We start from the raw sequence: 17,264 nt of genomic DNA on the forward strand, positions 1-17,264 counted from the left end.
ACAAATTTTAATATCGTCCAAAATTTGTGGCAAAGTAATCCAAGTTATACTTTATATAATGAATCACAAAAACCTCTAACTATNCCCCCTCAACCATCTTATTTCATGTATGTTCCAGCAAAGTTATATTATATTTTTAAAGATGGAAGCAGAGTATCAAGCCTTATTCTTTTACCGACCTCTTATGAAAATGTTATAAGTCAAACAAGTACAGGTAAAACAATTGATGAAATTGAAACGTCAGTTTTGCCGAACAATTTTTTTGGTAAATTAGGCACTAGAGATTTGAGACAAAAAATATACGGCAAACCTGGTTCGGATGATATTGCATTTGAATTGAGAGTTTATCCTTTCTTAGCGATATTTACTGATATTGAATATTCTTATAAAGATAATCCATCTAAGGTAATTACTGAAAAATTTTTAACAACTCCCTTTGGTAGAGAAAGTCTCCCAGATGATCGGTATGAAGATTTAAAAAACTATACAAAAAACATGTCTCATTTTTCTGAGAATGAGATGAAAGTATCTGGAGACGAGAATATATATGATAATGCCTTTGCATATTTAGATAAAGAATTGGAGAGACTTCTCCCGATAAATGATAATAAATTATCGGAGGAAGATAAACAGAGATTATATGTACTATCTGGAGTTAAATGGAATGTTGATGAGCTTACAAAAGGGAAAGAATTTAATTTTAAAAGTGCTTTATCAGATGATAATAACTTCCATGCATTAGGACATTATCTTTCGGATAAAGTTATTAGCGCAGAAGATCCTTTATACCCAGGTTATTAATTAATCTATTTAGTGAAAGTAAGTCAGATAAATTGAAATCTCAACTTATCTGATGTTCTGACAAGCTCGCCAGAGTTAAAGTGAGGTCGTCAGATTTTCTGATGGGGTGTTTTGGAGCAAATTCTGTTTGGCAGAAAATCTGGCGAGTATTTTTTGAGCAAAAGACGAACGTTTGTTTTTCTGGTGAGCAGTTTTAAAGCAAAAAACTTTTTCTGAAAATCAGAAAAGGTAAAAAGGGAATTAAAGTTTAAATAAATAAAAAATTTAGGAGATTATAAAAATGAAAAAATTTTATGGAATTACTAGTGTAGATGTTCAGACTTTAGAAAACAACGAATTTTTCCAACTCATGTCCGAGAGTCGGAGCGAGGTTGCGGCATTTATCAAGGAAAATAAGGTGGATGGCATTTACACGACCAAGCTAGATGAGATGGACAAACTTCTGGAACAGCTGCAGAGCGGGCTTCATCAGACCAAGTCCAGCAAGCTGGTGGCTAGTTTGGATCAGGCTGACCGCGAGCGCGATGATGCCTTGGGTACACTCCAGTCTTTGGTTCGGGCCTTTGCAAGGGTCAAGGATGCAGCGACCAAGGAAGCTTACGAGACCCTGTCTCAGCTCCTGAAAAACTACACCGGCCTAGCTGCAACTAGCTTGGAAAAGGAGACCGAGGGCATCAACCACCTGCTCCAAGAGCTGAAAAAGCCGGCCTGCCAGACAGCACTGGCTAAGCTTCATCTGGAAGCCCATGTCGACAGTCTGGCAGCTGCTCAGAAGGCCTTTGAAAAGGTCTACAAGGAGAGACTGACTGAGCTCAAGGGAAAGACACCGAGCCAGAATAAGAACGTCCGCCTCAAGCTGCAAGAAATCTATGATTTTCTAGTCGATTTCACTGCAATCATTGCCTACGCTTATCCTGAAAGAACGCACGTGGTCAATCTTCGCGACCACCTCAACACCATCCGCAGCCGCTACAAAAAACGCAAACCAGCTAAGAAGGCGAGGGAAGAAGCGACGGAGAGCAACTAGAATATAACTAAATTTGAGTTGAAAAATTGTTAGTGGTCGCATCGGATTTGAAAGGAGTAGAAAATGATAATCAGACCTGCAAGCACAAAAGATTGTCAAGCTATTTATGCCCTTTATCAAAATGAAAAATGGATTTCTTTTACAGAGGAAAAAGTGACATCATTATTTTCAACAAATCTGTCCCATTACTTGGTAGTTGAAGAGAACCAGAAAATCCTTGGTTTTGCCCGCTACTTGACAGATGAAGTCATGACGACCTTTTTAGCTGAGATTATCATTGATAAAGCCTATCGTGGAAAAGGATTGGGACGGCGATTAATCGCTGAAATTCATCAAAAACATCCTTTGACTCGCATTGAATTAATATCAGAAGCGGATGGATTTTATCAGACAGTAGGTTTTAAACCTGTGGGAACAGGGCTTAGAAAATCTATCTAAATGAAAGGAGCTGTATTTATGACGCTTGACAATAAACTGGGTCTGACGGATTCGCTTGAACTAGCCAAGATGGAAGAAAAAATCAGCAAAACCCGAGCTAAAGAGCTTTTTGAAGAGCAGCTTCTGGACGATAAAGCAGCTGGCAACTATGCCACTCTGGCCTTTATTCACGGGTTCTTGTTTGAAGAAATCTATGACTTCGCTGGCCAGATTCGGACAGTCAATCTCTCCAAAGGGAATTTTCGCTTTGCTCCTGTCATGTATCTGTCAGCTTCCTTGGAAAATGTTGATCGCATGCCTCAGCATACCTTTGATCAGATTGTCGAAAAGTATGTGGAGCTAAATATTGCCCATCCTTTCCGTGAGGGAAATGGCAGGAGCATGAGGCTTTGGCTGGACCACCTACTCAAGGCTGAGCTGGGGCAAGTCGTGGACTGGTCTCAAGTAGACAAGGAAGATTACCTCCTAGCTATGGAGCGCAGCCCCATTCGAGATACAGAAATCAAGCACGTTCTCAAGCAAGCCCTCACAAAGGACATTCATAACCGAAACCTCTACATGAAGGGCGTAGACCATAGTTACTACTATGAAGGCTATAGCCTATATAAAGCTGAGGAGTTGTGAGATAAGAAAGTTTGCAGAGGAGTGATTAGATGACAATGCTTGAAACAGACCGTCTCATTTTACGGGACTTGCAGGAATCTGATTTGCCGGCTTTGATTGCTATGAATCAAGATTCGGAGGTCATGCAGTATTTCCCGAAGCCATATAGTCAAGCGGAGTCCTTGCGCCTTTATCAGGGCATTCAAGATGAAGTTACGGCTTATGGCTACAGTCTTTGGGCTGTTGAAGAAAAGGACAGTCAGGAGTTTGTCGGCTTGGTAGGTCTGCACCATTCGGATTTACGGATTTTTGCTGGAAAAGAAACTGTAGAAATCGGCTGGCGTCTGCGAAAAGAGTTTTGGAATCGTGGTTATGCGACGGAGGCTGCCCAAGCCTGTCTAGACTTTGCTTTTCAGCAAGCTGGTTTGTCAGAAGTTTACTCTTTTACATCCTTGCTCAATTTCCCTTCTCAAAAAGTCATGCAAAAGCTAGGCATGGAATTTGTCAAAGAATTTGATAATGAAAAAGTTCCAGCAGACAGTCCGTTTTATAGACATGTCCTCTACAGAATCGAGAGTTTCCACTAAAAAGGCAGGTATTCCCATGAGAACTGAAACCGAGATGTTTGATGTGATTTTGCAAACCGCAAAAGTGCTACAAGTAGAAGCTGTCGCTATGTCCGGCTCGCGGACAAATCCAAAGGCTCCCAAGGACGAGTTCCAAGACTATGATGTAGTTTACATTGTGGAGGATTTGGATGGTCTGATGGCTGACCTTGTTTGGTTGGAAAGGTTTGGCAAGCGCATGATTGAGCAGCATGTCCTACTAGACCATCGCCGCCTCTATCTCATGCTCTTTGAAGATGGCAATCGGATAGATTTGACCCTTTGTCCTAAGGAACACATCAGAGAATGGGTGGATAGCGAAGCGGATTTCACGGTGCTGGATGACCCGCAGGGACTGTTTGCTCCTTATGCACCGACACCCAAGCGCTATTGGACGGCACCAGCCAGTGCGACTGACTTTGACAAATCCTGCAATGAGTTCTGGTGGGTGTCAGCCTATGTAGTCAAGGGCATTCATCGAAATCACCTGGTCTATGCGACGGATCATCTCTATGGCATCTGCCAACAAGAATTGCTCAAGCTTTTAGCTTGGCAAGTGGCAGCAGATAAGGGGACAATTGATGTTGGCAAGAACTACAAGTACCTCTTTCAGTATTTGCCTGCTGAGAAAGAGAAAGAATTTACAGCCTTGCTTGACTTTTCTGACCAGAAAAGCCTCACCAAGTCTCTCTTGGCTACCATGAACTTTTTCCACAAAGAAGCACAAGCTTTCTCTCTCAAAACCGGCTTCTGCTATGACAAAGCAACCGCAGAGAAGATGATTGAGTATGTTAAAGAGAGGCTTAGCTTCTAGTTATTATTAAAAAGAAAAATAAAAAGAGAATTATTATGTCCAACATTCAAAACATGTCCCTTGAGGACATCATGGGAGAGCGCTTTGGCCGCTACTCCAAATACATCATTCAGGAGCGGGCCTTGCCGGACATTCGCGATGGCTTGAAGCCTGTTCAGCGCCGTATTCTTTATTCCATGAACAAGGACGGCAACACCTTTGACAAGGGCTACCGCAAGTCAGCCAAGTCAGTCGGGAACATCATGGGGAATTTCCACCCCCACGGCGACAGCTCCATCTACGATGCCATGGTTCGCATGTCTCAGGATTGGAAAAACCGTGAGATTCTCGTTGAGATGCACGGAAATAATGGCTCCATGGACGGTGATCCACCGGCAGCTATGCGTTATACAGAGGCACGCTTATCTGAGATGGCTGGCTATCTTTTGCAGGATATTGAAAAAGATAGCGTTCCTTTTGCTTGGAACTTTGACGATACCGAGAAGGAGCCGACTGTTCTGCCAGCAGCCTTTCCTAACCTCTTGGCCAATGGAGCAACTGGGATTTCCGCTGGTTATGCGACTGATATTCCACCTCATAATCTAGCAGAAGTGATTGACGCGGTCATCTATATGATTGACCATCCGTCGGCCAAGGTGGACAAACTAATGGAGTTTCTGCCTGGTCCAGACTTTCCGACAGGAGCGATTGTCCAAGGTCGCGATGAGATTAAGAAAGCCTACGAGACTGGAAAAGGTCGCGTCGTGGTGCGTTCCAGAACTGAGATTGAAAAGCTGAAGGGCGGTAAAGAGCAAATCGTCATCACCGAGATTCCTTACGAGATTAATAAGGCGGTCTTGGTTAAAAAGATTGACGATGTACGGGTCAACAATAAGGTGGCCGGCATTGCCGAGGTGCGGGACGAATCCGACCGAGATGGTTTGCGTATTGCTATCGAGCTCAAGAAAGATGCAAATACTGAGCTGATTCTCAACTACCTCTTCAAGTACACTGATTTGCAAGTCAATTACAATTTCAACATGGTGGCAATCGACAACTTCACGCCTCGTTTGGTGGGGATTGTACCAATTTTGACCAGCTACATTGCTCACCGTAAGGAGATTATTCTGGCTCGCAGCCGCTTTGACAAGGTCAAGGCTGAGAAACGACTCCATATTGTGGAAGGATTGATTCGGGTGCTTTCCATCTTGGACGAGGTGATTGCCCTGATTCGTGCTTCAGAAAACAAAGCAGATGCCAAGGAAAATCTTAAAGTCAGCTATGATTTCACCGAGGAGCAGGCTGAGGCTATCGTCACTCTCCAACTCTACCGTTTGACCAATACAGACGTAGTGGTTCTGGAAGAGGAAGAAGCAGAGCTGCGCGAGAAGATTGCCATGCTGGCAGCCATTATCGGTGATGAGCGGACTATGTATAACCTCATGAAGCGGGAGCTCCGCGATGTTAAGAAGAAGTTTGGCAATCCGCGTCTCAGTGAACTGCAGGATACGGCAAACGCTATTGAGATTGATACAGCTAGTCTCATTGTTGAGGAAGAGACCTATGTCAGCGTGACTCGGTCTGGTTATATCAAGCGGACCAGTCCGCGTTCTTTCTCGGCTTCGACCATAGAGGAGATTGGCAAGCGTGACGATGACCGACTAATTTTCGTTAGCCCAGCCAAGACGACCCAGCATTTGCTGATTTTCACAAGTCTAGGAAATGTTATTTATCGGCCTGTTCATGAGCTGTCAGACATCCGCTGGAAAGAAATCGGAGAACACCTCAGCCAGACCATCAGTAACTTTGATACTAAGGAAGAGATTATCTATACGGAATTGCTGGACAGCTTTGAGGAAGGCACTTACTTTGCAGCGACCAAGCTGGGGCAAATCAAGCGTGTAGAGCGCAAGGAGTTCAGTCCTTGGCGGACCTATAAGTCCAAGTCGCTTAAGTTTGCCAAGCTGAAAAATGAAAACGACCAGGTTATTGCTCTGGCGCCGATTAAGCTGGATGATGTTATGCTCGTGACTAGGAATGGCTATGCCCTTCGCTTCAATATTGAGGAAGTTCCTGTCATCGGAGCTAAGGCAGCTGGGGTTAAAGCCATCAATCTCAAGAAAGACGATGTTCTAGCGGCAGCCTTTATCGCCAACACAGACTCGCTCTACCTCCTAACTCAGCGCGGTTCGCTCAAGCGTATGGCAGTAGCAGATATTCCTGTTACCAGTCGGGCAAATCGCGGCCTTCAGGTTCTAAGAGAGCTTAAGGCCAAGCCACATCGTGTCTTTGCAGCTGGACCTGTCTTTGGCGAAACAGTGGACTTTGATCTCTTCACAACAGAAGCAGAAGCCAGTGAGGAGCAGATTTTGCAGGTGCTTTCTAATAAAGGAACGGCCTATGAAATCAATCTGGCCGACCTCAGCTTGTCTGAGAGAACTAGCAACGGTAGCTTCATTTCTGATACCATTTCAGACGAAGAAGTCTTCTCAGCTTATATCAAGTAATCATCAAACCAGTTCGCGGGAGCTGGTTTTTTCAATTTCTATGAGTTTGATAGCGGAACAAAAGATCAGATAACAAAATTTTCTGAAAATTGAAAATAATACTTGAAAATATCTTAAAAAGGTGTAAAATAGGGAGTATCTAAAAATGAAGTTTGGAAGAAGAGGAGAAAGACAATGACTGTAAATCTTGACTGGGAAAATCTAGGATTCTCATATATGAAACTGCCTTATCGCTACATAGCATACTATCGCAACGGCCAGTGGGAAGAAGGAACGTTAACAGAGGACGCTACGCTCCATATCTCTGAGTCGTCTCCTAGCCTTCACTACGGCCAGCAGGCTTTTGAGGGGCTTAAGGCTTATCGAACTAAGGATGACAGTATTCAGCTTTTCCGTCCAGATAAAAATGCGGAACGTTTACAGCAGACAGCTGATCGCTTGCTCATGCCGCAAGTTCCTACAGAAATGTTTGTAGAAGCAGTTAAGCAGGTTGTCCGAGCTAATGAAGAATATGTTCCACCTTATGGAACAGGCGGAACCCTTTATATTCGACCTCTCTTGATTGGAGTCGGCGATATTATCGGCGTAAAACCAGCTGAAGAATATATTTTTACGATCTTTGTAATGCCTGTTGGTAATTACTTCAAAGGAGGCCTGACTCCGACTAACTTCATTGTGTCAGATGACTATGATCGCGCGGCACCGCACGGAACTGGTGCGGCAAAAGTGGGTGGTAATTACGCTGCTAGCTTATTACCAGGAAAGATTGCTAAGGATAAGCATTTTTCAGATGTGATTTATCTGGATCCGGCAACCCATACCAAGATTGAAGAAGTGGGTTCTGCCAATTTCTTTGGTATCACTAAGGATAATGAGTTTGTAACACCGCTCAGTCCTTCAATCTTGCCATCTATCACCAAGTATTCTTTGCTTTATCTGGCAGAGCATAGACTAGGGCTTAAGCCGATTGAAGGAGACGTTCCTCTGACAGACTTGGGTAAATTCACTGAAGCGGGAGCTTGCGGAACAGCTGCAGTTATCTCTCCTATCGGTGGTATACAGCACGGTGACGATTTCCATGTCTTTTATAGCGAGACAGAAGTCGGGCCAGTCACTCGCAAGCTATATGACGAATTAACTGGTATTCAATTCGGCGATGTTGAAGCGCCAGAAGGTTGGATTGTTAAAGTATAATCTAAAAACTGTCCTTGATTGGGCAGTTTTTTTCTGCAATTCTAGCCTAAGATAGCTTGCGAAGTCAACCTTTTTCGTGTACAATAGAAATTTGAAAGAGGTAAGTTATGAGTAAAAAAGATAAAAAAATTGAAATTCAAATCACAGATAGCAAAGTGAAAGTCGGAGCAGACCAATTTGACGGTTATAGTCTTGCTATTGGCAAGAAGGTTATCGGAGAGATTGCCGAACTAGATGGCCAGTTTGCAATCATCAAAAATGGAAATGCTGAAAGTTTTTATAAAAAACTTGAAAGAGCCGTGGAAACTTTGATTGAAACCTATAATTTAAGCAAATAGGGCTTGCATTTTCATTGTATCAATGTTATAATAGATAGCGTTGATTGTCGGAGAGATAGCGAAGAGGCTAAACGCGGCGGACTGTAAATCCGCTCCTTCGGGTTCGGGGGTTCGAATCCCTCTCTCTCCATTAGCGTTCATTGTGACGATGATAAAGTGACTTTTGTCAGCGCTCTTTTTGGGGTATAGCCAAGCGGTAAGGCAAGGGACTTTGACTCCCTCATGCGTTGGTTCGAATCCAGCTACCCCAGTTCTTAGGTAATAGATCTGATAAAATAATAAAATGTCTTTAGGTGTTTTATTTCTTTATAGGATGGAAATCGTTAACGATAGATCAATGTCATTTGCGGGTGCTTAGGAAAATAAATAAGTAGTATGTCAAGCGTAAGCTTGATTGTTGGAGGATTTTTTTAGATGAATGAATTTGAAGATTTGCTAAACAGTGTTAGCCAAGTTGAGCCAGGTGACGTCGTTACTGCTGAAGTATTGACTGTTGACGCTAACCAAGCTAATGTTGCAATCGCTGGAACTGGTGTTGAAGGTGTTTTGACTCTTCGTGAGTTGACAAATGACCGCGACGCTGATATCAACGACCTTGTAAAACCAGGTGAAACACTTGAATTGCTTGTTCTTCGTCAAGTAGTGGGTAAAGATACAGACACAGTAACTTACCTGGTATCTAAAAAACGTTTGGAAGCTCGCAAAGCTTGGGACAAATTGGTTGGTCGTGAAGAAGAAGTTGTCACTGTTAAGGGCACTCGTGCTGTTAAAGGTGGACTTTCAGTTGAGTTTGAAGGACTCCGTGGATTTATTCCTGCTTCAATGCTTGATACTCGTTTCGTTCGTAACACTGAGCGTTTTGTAGGTCAAGAGTTTGATGCTAAGATTAAAGAAGTAGATCCAAAAGAAAACCGCTTCATCCTTTCACGTCGTGAGGTTGTAGAAGCTGAAGCTGCAGCAGCACGTGCTGAAGTCTTTGGTAAGTTGAACGTTGGTGATATTGTAACTGGTAAAGTTGCTCGCATCACTAGCTTCGGTGCTTTCATTGACCTTGGCGGAGTTGATGGATTAGTTCACTTGACTGAATTGTCGCATGAACGCAATGTATCACCTAAGTCTGTTGTATCAGTTGGTGATGAAATCGAAGTAAAAGTTCTTGACTTGAACGAAGAAGAAGGACGTGTGTCTCTCTCTCTTAAAGCAACAACACCTGGACCATGGGATGGCGTTGAGCAAAAACTTGCTGCAGGCGATGTGATTGAAGGAACTGTAAAACGTTTAACTGATTTCGGTGCTTTCGTTGAAGTATTGCCAGGTATCGATGGATTGGTTCACATTTCACAAATTTCACACAAACGTGTTGAAAGCCCTAAGGATGCCCTTAAGGTTGGTCAAGAAGTGACTGTTAAGGTTCTTGAAGTGAATGCTGCTGATGAGCGTGTATCACTTTCTATCAAGGCTCTTGAAGAACGTCCAGCTCAAGAAGAAGGACAAAAAGATGAGAAACGTCAATCACGTCCTCGTCGTCCAAAACGTCAAGAAAAACGTGACTTTGAACTTCCAGAAACTCAAACTGGATTCTCAATGGCTGATTTGTTTGGCGATATTGAATTGTAATTAGGTAAAAGAAGTTGAGAAATCTCAACTTCTTTTTCTGATTTTCACTTGTATTTTCAGAGAAAATCAGTTATAATGAATTAGTTGCCACCCTTAGTGTAATGGATATCACGTAAGATTCCGGTTCTTGAGATGGGAGTTCGATTCTCTCAGGGTGGATGACTTAAAATTGGACTCTTCGGAGTCTTTTTTTCTTTCTTGGAGGAGAATGCATTGATAGTAAAACTAATCGCCCATACCTTAATAGAGAAAAACGGAAAGTATTTGCTTATCAAACGCTCTAAAATAAAGCGCAGCCTTCCTAATGTCTATCCATCTTATTGGGATATTCCAGGTGGAAGTGTAGAAGAGAATGAACTTCCCAGAGAGGCGGCTCTACGCGAGGCTATGGAGGAGGTTAATCAAAAGATTCAGATTGATAGAATTATCCATGAAGATAGCCAGTTTGATTCTAGCAAAGATACTGTTTTTACACGCTTAGTTTATGCGGGTAGGATTACGGAGCAGCGTGATATTATATTAGATCCAGAAGAGCATTCAGACTTTGTCTGGGTTACTTCTTTGAAAGACCTAGAGGGAAATCTCATCGTACCTTATTTGACTGATATTTTTGCTGACAAATCTGTATAAAGCAACAAAAAAACATCCCCTTGTATTAGGAGATGTTTTTTTATAATTAGTTTTTAGATGCTTCTTGGAATTCAGGATTCTTCCATGCTTCATCAATAATTGCTTGCAATTCTTTAGCAGAAGCTTGCATTTTTTGTGTTTCAGCATCGTTCAGTGGGATGTTTACTGGGCGTACAATACCGTGTGCACCAACGATAGCAGGTTGACCAATGAAGACATTTTCAACGCCATATTGGCCTTCTTGGAAGACTGACAAAGGCAATACAGCATTTTCATCGTCAAGGATAGCTTTTGTGATACGAGCCAAAGCAACCGCGATACCGTAGTAAGTAGCACCTTTTTTGTTGATGATAGAGTATGCTGCGTCACGAACGGAGATGAAAAGATCAACCAAGTCTTGTTCGTTCAAGTCACGGTTAGCTTGCAACCATTGCTCCAATTTCACACCTGCAACGTTAGCGTGTGACCAAACGGCAAACTCAGAGTCACCGTGCTCACCCATGATGTAGGCATGGACAGAACGAGCATCGATACCAATCTTTTCAGCAAGTGCTTGACGGAAGCGAGCTGAGTCAAGTGAAGTACCTGAACCGATAACACGCTCTTTAGGGAAACCAGAGAATTTCCAAGTTGAGTAAGTCAAAACGTCAACTGGGTTAGCAGCAACGAGGAAGATACCGTTGAAGCCTGATTCTACGACTTGAGTAACGATAGATTTGTTGATAGCCAAGTTTTTACCAACAAGGTCAAGACGAGTTTCACCTGGTTTTTGAGGTGCACCTGCAGTGATAACAACGAGGTCAGCATCCGCACAGTCTGCATAAGTAGCTGCATAGATTTTTTTAGGTGAAGTGAAAGCAAGGGCGTGGCTAAGGTCTTCAGCATCACCGACAGCCTTTTCAAATAATTGAGGGATTTCAATGATACCAAGTTCTTGAGCAATACCTTGGTTTACAAGAGCAAATGCGTAAGATGAACCTACAGCACCGTCACCGACAAGGATGACTTTTTTATGTTGTTTAGTAGCAGTCATTTCTAAACATCTCCTTATTTTTTTAGGGAATATTTCCCGTACACATTCATTCTACCACTTTTGCCATATTTTGTCACGGTCAACTTGTGTATCTAGCGATGTAAACGTTTTTACAAACGGTTCAAAATACTGAAAAATTAAAGAAAATGTGGTATAATAAAGGGTAGTTTAATATGAAAGAAAGGCATTTTTTAATGCAGGACAGAAACTTAGTAAATGTTAATCTGACTAGTGAAATGAAGACTAGTTTCATCGATTACGCGATGAGCGTTATCGTGGCTCGGGCACTTCCAGATGTTCGTGATGGACTAAAGCCAGTTCACCGTCGGATTCTCTATGGTATGAATGAGCTGGGCGTGACGCCTGAAAAGCCTCACAAGAAATCAGCTCGTATTACTGGGGATGTCATGGGTAAGTATCACCCGCACGGAGACTCCTCTATTTATGAAGCGATGGTACGGATGGCTCAATGGTGGAGCTATCGCTATATGCTTGTAGATGGCCATGGAAACTTCGGTTCTATGGACGGAGACGGGGCTGCTGCTCAGCGTTATACAGAAGCACGAATGAGCAAGATTGCTCTGGAGATGCTTCGTGATATTAATAAAAACACTGTTGATTATATTGACAACTATGATGCCAGCGAGAGAGAGCCTGTAGTTCTTCCTGCTCGCTTCCCTAACTTGCTTGTAAACGGTGCGACAGGGATTGCAGTTGGGATGGCGACAAATATTCCACCGCATAATCTTGGTGAGTCTATTGATGCAGTTAAGCTTGTCATGGACAATCCGGATGCAACAACTCGCGATATCATGGAAGTCCTTCCTGGACCAGATTTTCCTACAGGTGCACTTGTTATGGGTAAGTCTGGTATTCACCGGGCTTATGAAACAGGGAAGGGTTCGATTGTTCTTCGCTCTCGCACTGAAATCGAAGAGATGAAAAATGGCCGTGAGCGAATTGTCGTAACTGAGTTTCCTTACATGGTTAATAAGACTAAGGTTCATGAGCACATCGTTCGTCTTGTGCAGGAAAAACGCATTGACGGTATCACAGCTGTTCGTGATGAGTCCAACCGTGAAGGGGTCCGTTTTGTCATTGAGGTTCGCCGTGATGCCTCTGCTCATGTCATTCTAAATAACCTTTTCAAGCTGACTCAGATGCAGACCAATTTCAGCTTTAATATGTTGGCTATTCAAAATGGTGTGCCAAAGATTCTGTCTCTGCGTGAGATTTTGTTAGCTTACATTGAACACCAAAAAGAAGTGGTGACTCGACGAACGGCTTTTGACAAAGAAAAGGCGGAAGCTCGAGCTCACATCTTGGCTGGTTTGCTGATTGCGCTTGATCACATTGATGAAGTGATTCGCATTATCCGTAATAGCGAAACGGACGCAGAAGCACAGGCTGAATTGATGGCTAAGTTTGAACTGTCTGAGCGCCAGAGCCAGGCTATCCTTGATATGCGCCTGCGTCGTCTGACTGGCTTGGAACGTGATAAGATTCAGTCAGAGTATGACGAGCTGATTGCCTTGATTGCAGACTTGGCTGATATTTTGGCTAAGCCAGAGCGCGTTATCGCTATTATCAAGGAAGAGTTAGACGAGGTCAAACGTAAATTTGCGGATGATCGCCGAACTGAGCTGATGGTGGGAGAAGTTCTTTCTCTTGAAGATGAAGATTTGATTGAGGAAGCGGATGTTTTGATTACCCTGTCCAATAAAGGCTATATCAAGCGTCTGAATCAGGCTGAATTTACCGCTCAGAAACGCGGAGGCCGCGGTGTTCAAGGAACTGGTGTCAAAGACGATGACTTCGTCAAAGAGCTGGTTTCAACAAGCACCCACGATAGACTGCTCTTCTTTACAAATAAAGGTCGAGTTTATCGTCTCAAAGGATATGAAATTCCTGAGTACGGTCGGACAGCCAAGGGCTTGCCAGTAGTCAATCTCTTGAAACTTGATGAAGGAGAGACTATTCAGACTATCATAAATGTTCAGCAAGACCGAAGTGATGATTCCTATCTCTTCTTTACTACCCGTCATGGGGTGGTCAAACGGACCAGTGTAACAGAATTTGCTAATATTCGTCAGAATGGTCTCAAAGCTTTGAATTTGAAGGATGAAGACGAGTTAATCAATGTCTTTCTGACGGACGGTGCTGCAGACGTTATCATTGGTACTAAGTTTGGTTATTCTGTCCGCTTCAATGAGACAGTTGTCCGGAGCATGAGCCGTATAGCGACTGGTGTTCGCGGAGTCAATCTTCGAGAGGGGGACCAGGTCGTTGGAGCTGGTGTGATTGCTGAGGGAGACGAAGTGCTTGTCATCACAGAAAAAGGCTATGGTAAGCGAACTCTTGCTAGTGAGTATCCAACCAAGGGCCGTGGTGGTAAAGGGATTAAAACAGCCAATATCACTGATAAGAATGGACCTCTTGCCGGTCTGATGACAGTAACTGGCGAGGAAGATTTGATGATTATCACTAATACTGGTGTCATCATTCGGACAAGTGTGGCGAATATTTCTCAGACTGGCCGCTCAACCATGGGAGTTAAGGTCATGCGTCTGGACCAAAATGCACAGATTGTCACCTTTACAAGCGTCGAAGCAGATGATAAAGAAGATGTAGCAGAGGAAGAAAACGAATCGTAAAAGAGGACCTCTATATGGTACAAGGAAAAAGAAGTCGAAAAAGTAAACAAAAAAGCAAAAGAAATATTTTTATCAATATTGTTGCGACATTATTAATTATTGTGGCCCTTGGCTTAATCTTTAATGCGCAAATTCGAAACATGATTATGGTTTGGCATACCAACCAATATCAGGTCAGCAAGGTTTCCAAAGACTCTATTAATAAAAATAAAAATGTTGAGACCAGTTTTGATTTTAACAAAGTTGAGTCGCTTTCTACAGAGGCGGTCATCAATGCGCAGTGGAAAGCGCAGCAACTGCCTGTTATCGGAGGTATCTCTATTCCAGAAGTATCCATGAATTTGCCAATCTTCAAAGGGCTGGATAATGCTGGATTGTATTATGGTGCTGGTACGATGAAAGAGACTCAGCAGATGGGGCAGGGGAATTATGCCTTGGCTAGCCACCATGTCTTTGGCATCACAGGGGCTAGCAACATGCTCTTTTCCCCACTGGATCGTGCTAAGGCTGGCATGAAGATCTATATCACTGATAAAGAGCATGTCTATACTTATGTAATCACTAGTGTTGAAACGGTAACTCCAGATCGAACGGATTTGATTGAGGATACCGAAGGCGTTACAGAGATTACTTTGGTTACTTGTGAGGATGCTGCAGCAACCAATCGAACGATTGTCAAGGGAACGTTAGAAGGCTCTGTCGAGTATGACAAGGCTCCTAAGGATGTTCTTGAATCTTTCAGTAAGTCCTATAATCAAATGCAGATTTAAAGGCAAGAGACTAAAAAAATTTCACTCCAAAGGTTAGAAAGAACTCTAACTTTTGGAGTTTTTTTATATCAATTCTTGCTGATTTTGACTCTTTTTCCGAATAATAAGGTAAGGAGGTTTCTATGTATAGCATTTCATTTCAAGATGATATTAGCATGATGCCGCGGGAGCGTTTGATGAGAGAAGGAGCTGAAAAACTCAGTAACCAAGAGCTTCTATCAATTTTCCTCAGGACAGGCAACAAAAAAGAAACTGTTTTTCAAGTTTCTCAAAGAATTTTATCATCGATTTCCAGTTTGAACGATCTTAAGTATTTAACTTTGCAGGAATTGCAGACTATTTCTGGAATCGGTCCGATTAAGGCTGTGGAGCTGCAGGCCATTATCGAATTAGGACGTCGGATTAACCGAGCAGAGGTTCTGCAGAAAGAGCAGATTATGGGCAGTCAAAAATTAGCCCAGAAGATGCAGCAGGAATTGGGAGATATGAGGCAGGAGTGCTTGGTTGCTATTTATCTTAATAGTCAAAATCAAATTCTGCACCAGCAGACTATTTTTATGGGGACTGTCAGCAGAAGCATTGCTGAGCCGAGAGAAATTCTCCACTACGCTCTCAAGCATCTGGCGACATCTATCATACTGGTACACAATCATCCATCAGGCTCAGTCGTTCCCAGCAGAAACGACGATGAAGTAACCCAGCATATGAAAGAAGCATGTGAGATGATGGGCTTGGTTCTTTTGGATCATTTGATTGTGTCTAAGTCAAACTACTATAGCTACCGAGAGGAGACAGATATGATATAATTTGATTTACTTGAATATAAAAAACTTCTATTCGAGTAGAACAGAAGTTTATCTAGGAATAGAGGCTTTTAAAGAATATTGACAACATAATCAAACAGAGCTAGGTCTCCTTCTCTGGAGCCAAATAAGAACTCAGGGTGCCATTGGACACCAAGGAAAGGACTGCCGTCAATAGAAGTGATGGCTTCAATAATCTTATCGCGAGGATCATAGGCGATGACTTCTAGGCCAGTAGCCAAATCCTTGATACTTTGGTGGTGGAAGGAGTTGATTTCAGATGCAGGGCCATAGATTTCATGCAGAATAGAGCCATTCTTGGTCACCATGCTTTGAGTTGTGTACTCAGCAGAGCTATCTTGCCAATGATCTTCAATATCTTGATGAAGAGTACCACCCAGTGCGACATTATAAAGTTGAGTTCCGCGGCAGACAGTGAAGATTGGTTTATTTTGACGGCGAGCTTCCTTGATTAAAGCTAATTCAAAAATATCTCGTTTGAGTAGATAATCATCGCTGTCAATGGCTTTTTCTTCACCATAGAATTGAGGGCATACATTCTGACCACCTGTGATGATTAATTTGTCGACAATGGAAACATACTGTTTAGCCATTTCTTCATCACCGATTGGCAAAATCATTGGAATTCCGCCAACTTCTTTGACACCCTCAACGAATCCTGTCGCTGTATAGCTCATATGGATGAAGTGATCGTCTGGGATTTCTCTTTCATTTCCGGTTATTCCAATAATAGGTTTACTCATAGAGTGTTTAATACCTCTTTCAAATTAATAATCATTTTTTCTCATGAAGTAGAGCAAAGTCTGCAGTTCACTAGTCAGGTCAACATACTGCACAACCACATCCTTAGGCAGGGATAGGTTTACAGGTGAGAAACAGAGAATGCCCTTGACACCAGCCTGAACTAAGATAGATGCAACTTCTTGAGCTTTTACGCTAGGTACAGTTAGGATAGCAGTTTGCACATTTCCTGACTGTATTTTTTCTTTGATTTGGGAAATTCCATAGATAGGAATCCCATCGCTGGTTGTGCTGCCAACTTCTGGATGGTCATCTGTGTCAAAAGCCATTACAACCTTCATTTTATTGCGCTCATGAAAACGATAGTGCAGCAGAGCCCGCCCCATATTACCAACGCCAACAATCATGACATTGGTAATAGCATTGTCGTTCAAGAGATCAGCAAAAAAGTTCATCAATTTCTTGACATCATAACCAAATCCTCTGCGGCCAAGTTCACCGAAATAAGAAAAATCTCGTCTGACAGTAGCAGAGTCAATACCAATGGCTTCTGCAATTTGTTTTGAGTTTGCTTTTTCAATCTTCTCAGCATTAAAACGTTTAAAAATACGATAGTAGAGCGATAGCCTTTTAGCAGTAGCTCGGGGAATTGTAGTATTTTTTTCAGTTTTCACAAAATCACAACCTTT

General features: G+C 42.6%; 15 protein-coding genes, 3 tRNA genes and 1 pseudogene. 16 read left to right on the forward strand and 3 right to left on the reverse strand.

The genetic code is table 11. From position 1 onward, the window contains the following. Positions 1-1,081: 1,081 nt before the first annotated feature. From D8877_RS05525 to D8877_RS05585, 13 genes and pseudogenes are all read left to right on the forward strand, one after another. Positions 1,082-1,828 (forward strand): DUF6261 family protein, encoded by a 747-nt coding sequence (locus D8877_RS05525; RefSeq protein ID WP_125352669.1) that lies wholly within the window; start codon positions 1,082-1,084, stop codon positions 1,826-1,828. A gap of 63 nt (positions 1,829-1,891) precedes the next feature. Further along, a complete protein-coding gene (locus D8877_RS05530) occupies positions 1,892-2,266 on the forward strand; it encodes a GNAT family N-acetyltransferase (RefSeq protein ID WP_125352671.1) in 375 nt (124 codons plus the stop codon). Positions 2,267-2,284: 18 nt separating this feature from the next. Then, on the forward strand, positions 2,285-2,890 hold the full coding sequence (fic, locus tag D8877_RS05535; protein WP_125352673.1) for a protein adenylyltransferase Fic: 606 nt from the start codon (positions 2,285-2,287) through the stop codon (positions 2,888-2,890). A 29-nt stretch (positions 2,891-2,919) separates the two neighbouring features. Beyond that, on the forward strand, positions 2,920-3,456 hold the full coding sequence (locus tag D8877_RS05540; protein ID WP_125341542.1) for a GNAT family N-acetyltransferase: 537 nt from the start codon (positions 2,920-2,922) through the stop codon (positions 3,454-3,456). Positions 3,457-3,472: 16 nt separating this feature from the next. Then, positions 3,473-4,288: an aminoglycoside 6-adenylyltransferase gene (locus D8877_RS05545; RefSeq protein ID WP_125341541.1), complete on the forward strand. Its 816-nt coding sequence runs from the start codon at positions 3,473-3,475 to the stop codon at positions 4,286-4,288. Between the two features lie 35 nt (positions 4,289-4,323). Then, on the forward strand, positions 4,324-6,774 hold the full coding sequence (gene parC / locus D8877_RS05550; RefSeq protein ID WP_125341540.1) for a DNA topoisomerase IV subunit A: 2,451 nt from the start codon (positions 4,324-4,326) through the stop codon (positions 6,772-6,774). Between the two features lie 168 nt (positions 6,775-6,942). Continuing rightward, positions 6,943-7,968: pseudogene (locus D8877_RS05555) on the forward strand (branched-chain amino acid aminotransferase); the annotation flags it as partial. Between the two features lie 107 nt (positions 7,969-8,075). Beyond that, complete coding sequence (locus D8877_RS05560) at positions 8,076-8,306, forward strand: DUF2969 domain-containing protein (protein WP_002895433.1); 231 nt, start codon at positions 8,076-8,078, stop codon at positions 8,304-8,306. A 49-nt stretch (positions 8,307-8,355) separates the two neighbouring features. Beyond that, a tRNA-Tyr gene (locus D8877_RS05565) sits at positions 8,356-8,436 on the forward strand. A gap of 49 nt (positions 8,437-8,485) precedes the next feature. Next, positions 8,486-8,557, forward strand: a tRNA-Gln gene (locus tag D8877_RS05570). A 163-nt stretch (positions 8,558-8,720) separates the two neighbouring features. Next, the gene (gene rpsA / locus D8877_RS05575; RefSeq protein ID WP_002897515.1) at positions 8,721-9,923 is read left to right on the forward strand and encodes a 30S ribosomal protein S1; all 1,203 of its coding nucleotides are present in this window, start codon (positions 8,721-8,723) and stop codon (positions 9,921-9,923) included. 87 nt (positions 9,924-10,010) lie between these two features. Further along, positions 10,011-10,082, forward strand: a tRNA-Arg gene (locus D8877_RS05580). 54 nt (positions 10,083-10,136) lie between these two features. Further along, positions 10,137-10,553 (forward strand): NUDIX hydrolase, encoded by a 417-nt coding sequence (locus D8877_RS05585; RefSeq protein WP_032914160.1) that lies wholly within the window; start codon positions 10,137-10,139, stop codon positions 10,551-10,553. Between the two features lie 46 nt (positions 10,554-10,599). Here the strand turns inward: D8877_RS05585 and D8877_RS05590 are convergent, their stop codons facing one another. Beyond that, the gene (locus D8877_RS05590) at positions 10,600-11,586 is read right to left on the reverse strand and encodes an L-lactate dehydrogenase (RefSeq protein ID WP_002895436.1); all 987 of its coding nucleotides are present in this window, start codon (positions 11,584-11,586) and stop codon (positions 10,600-10,602) included. A 194-nt stretch (positions 11,587-11,780) separates the two neighbouring features. Here D8877_RS05590 and gyrA point away from each other — a divergent pair, with 194 nt between their 5' ends. The 3 genes from gyrA (at position 11,781) to radC (ending at position 15,816) form a co-directional block, all read left to right on the forward strand. Next, positions 11,781-14,240 (forward strand): DNA gyrase subunit A, encoded by a 2,460-nt coding sequence (gyrA, locus tag D8877_RS05595; protein WP_221761540.1) that lies wholly within the window; start codon positions 11,781-11,783, stop codon positions 14,238-14,240. 14 nt (positions 14,241-14,254) lie between these two features. Next, on the forward strand, positions 14,255-15,010 hold the full coding sequence (locus tag D8877_RS05600) for a class A sortase (RefSeq protein WP_060976339.1): 756 nt from the start codon (positions 14,255-14,257) through the stop codon (positions 15,008-15,010). Between the two features lie 122 nt (positions 15,011-15,132). After that, positions 15,133-15,816, forward strand: a complete 684-nt coding sequence (gene radC / locus D8877_RS05605) for a RadC family protein (protein ID WP_002900302.1) — start codon at positions 15,133-15,135, stop codon at positions 15,814-15,816. A 68-nt stretch (positions 15,817-15,884) separates the two neighbouring features. On the opposite strand, the gene D8877_RS05610 is transcribed toward radC, so the two are convergent. Beyond that, positions 15,885-16,577: a gamma-glutamyl-gamma-aminobutyrate hydrolase family protein gene (locus D8877_RS05610; RefSeq protein WP_061589019.1), complete on the reverse strand. Its 693-nt coding sequence runs from the start codon at positions 16,575-16,577 to the stop codon at positions 15,885-15,887. Positions 16,578-16,601: 24 nt separating this feature from the next. Beyond that, positions 16,602-17,249 carry a redox-sensing transcriptional repressor Rex gene (locus D8877_RS05615; protein ID WP_002900304.1) on the reverse strand — a complete coding sequence of 216 codons (648 nt, stop codon included), beginning with the start codon at positions 17,247-17,249 and terminating at the stop codon, positions 16,602-16,604. Positions 17,250-17,264: the final 15 nt, after the last annotated feature.

Source organism: Streptococcus sanguinis, from assembly GCF_003943735.1.
GTDB classification, from domain to species: Bacteria; Bacillota; Bacilli; order Lactobacillales; family Streptococcaceae; genus Streptococcus; species Streptococcus sanguinis_E.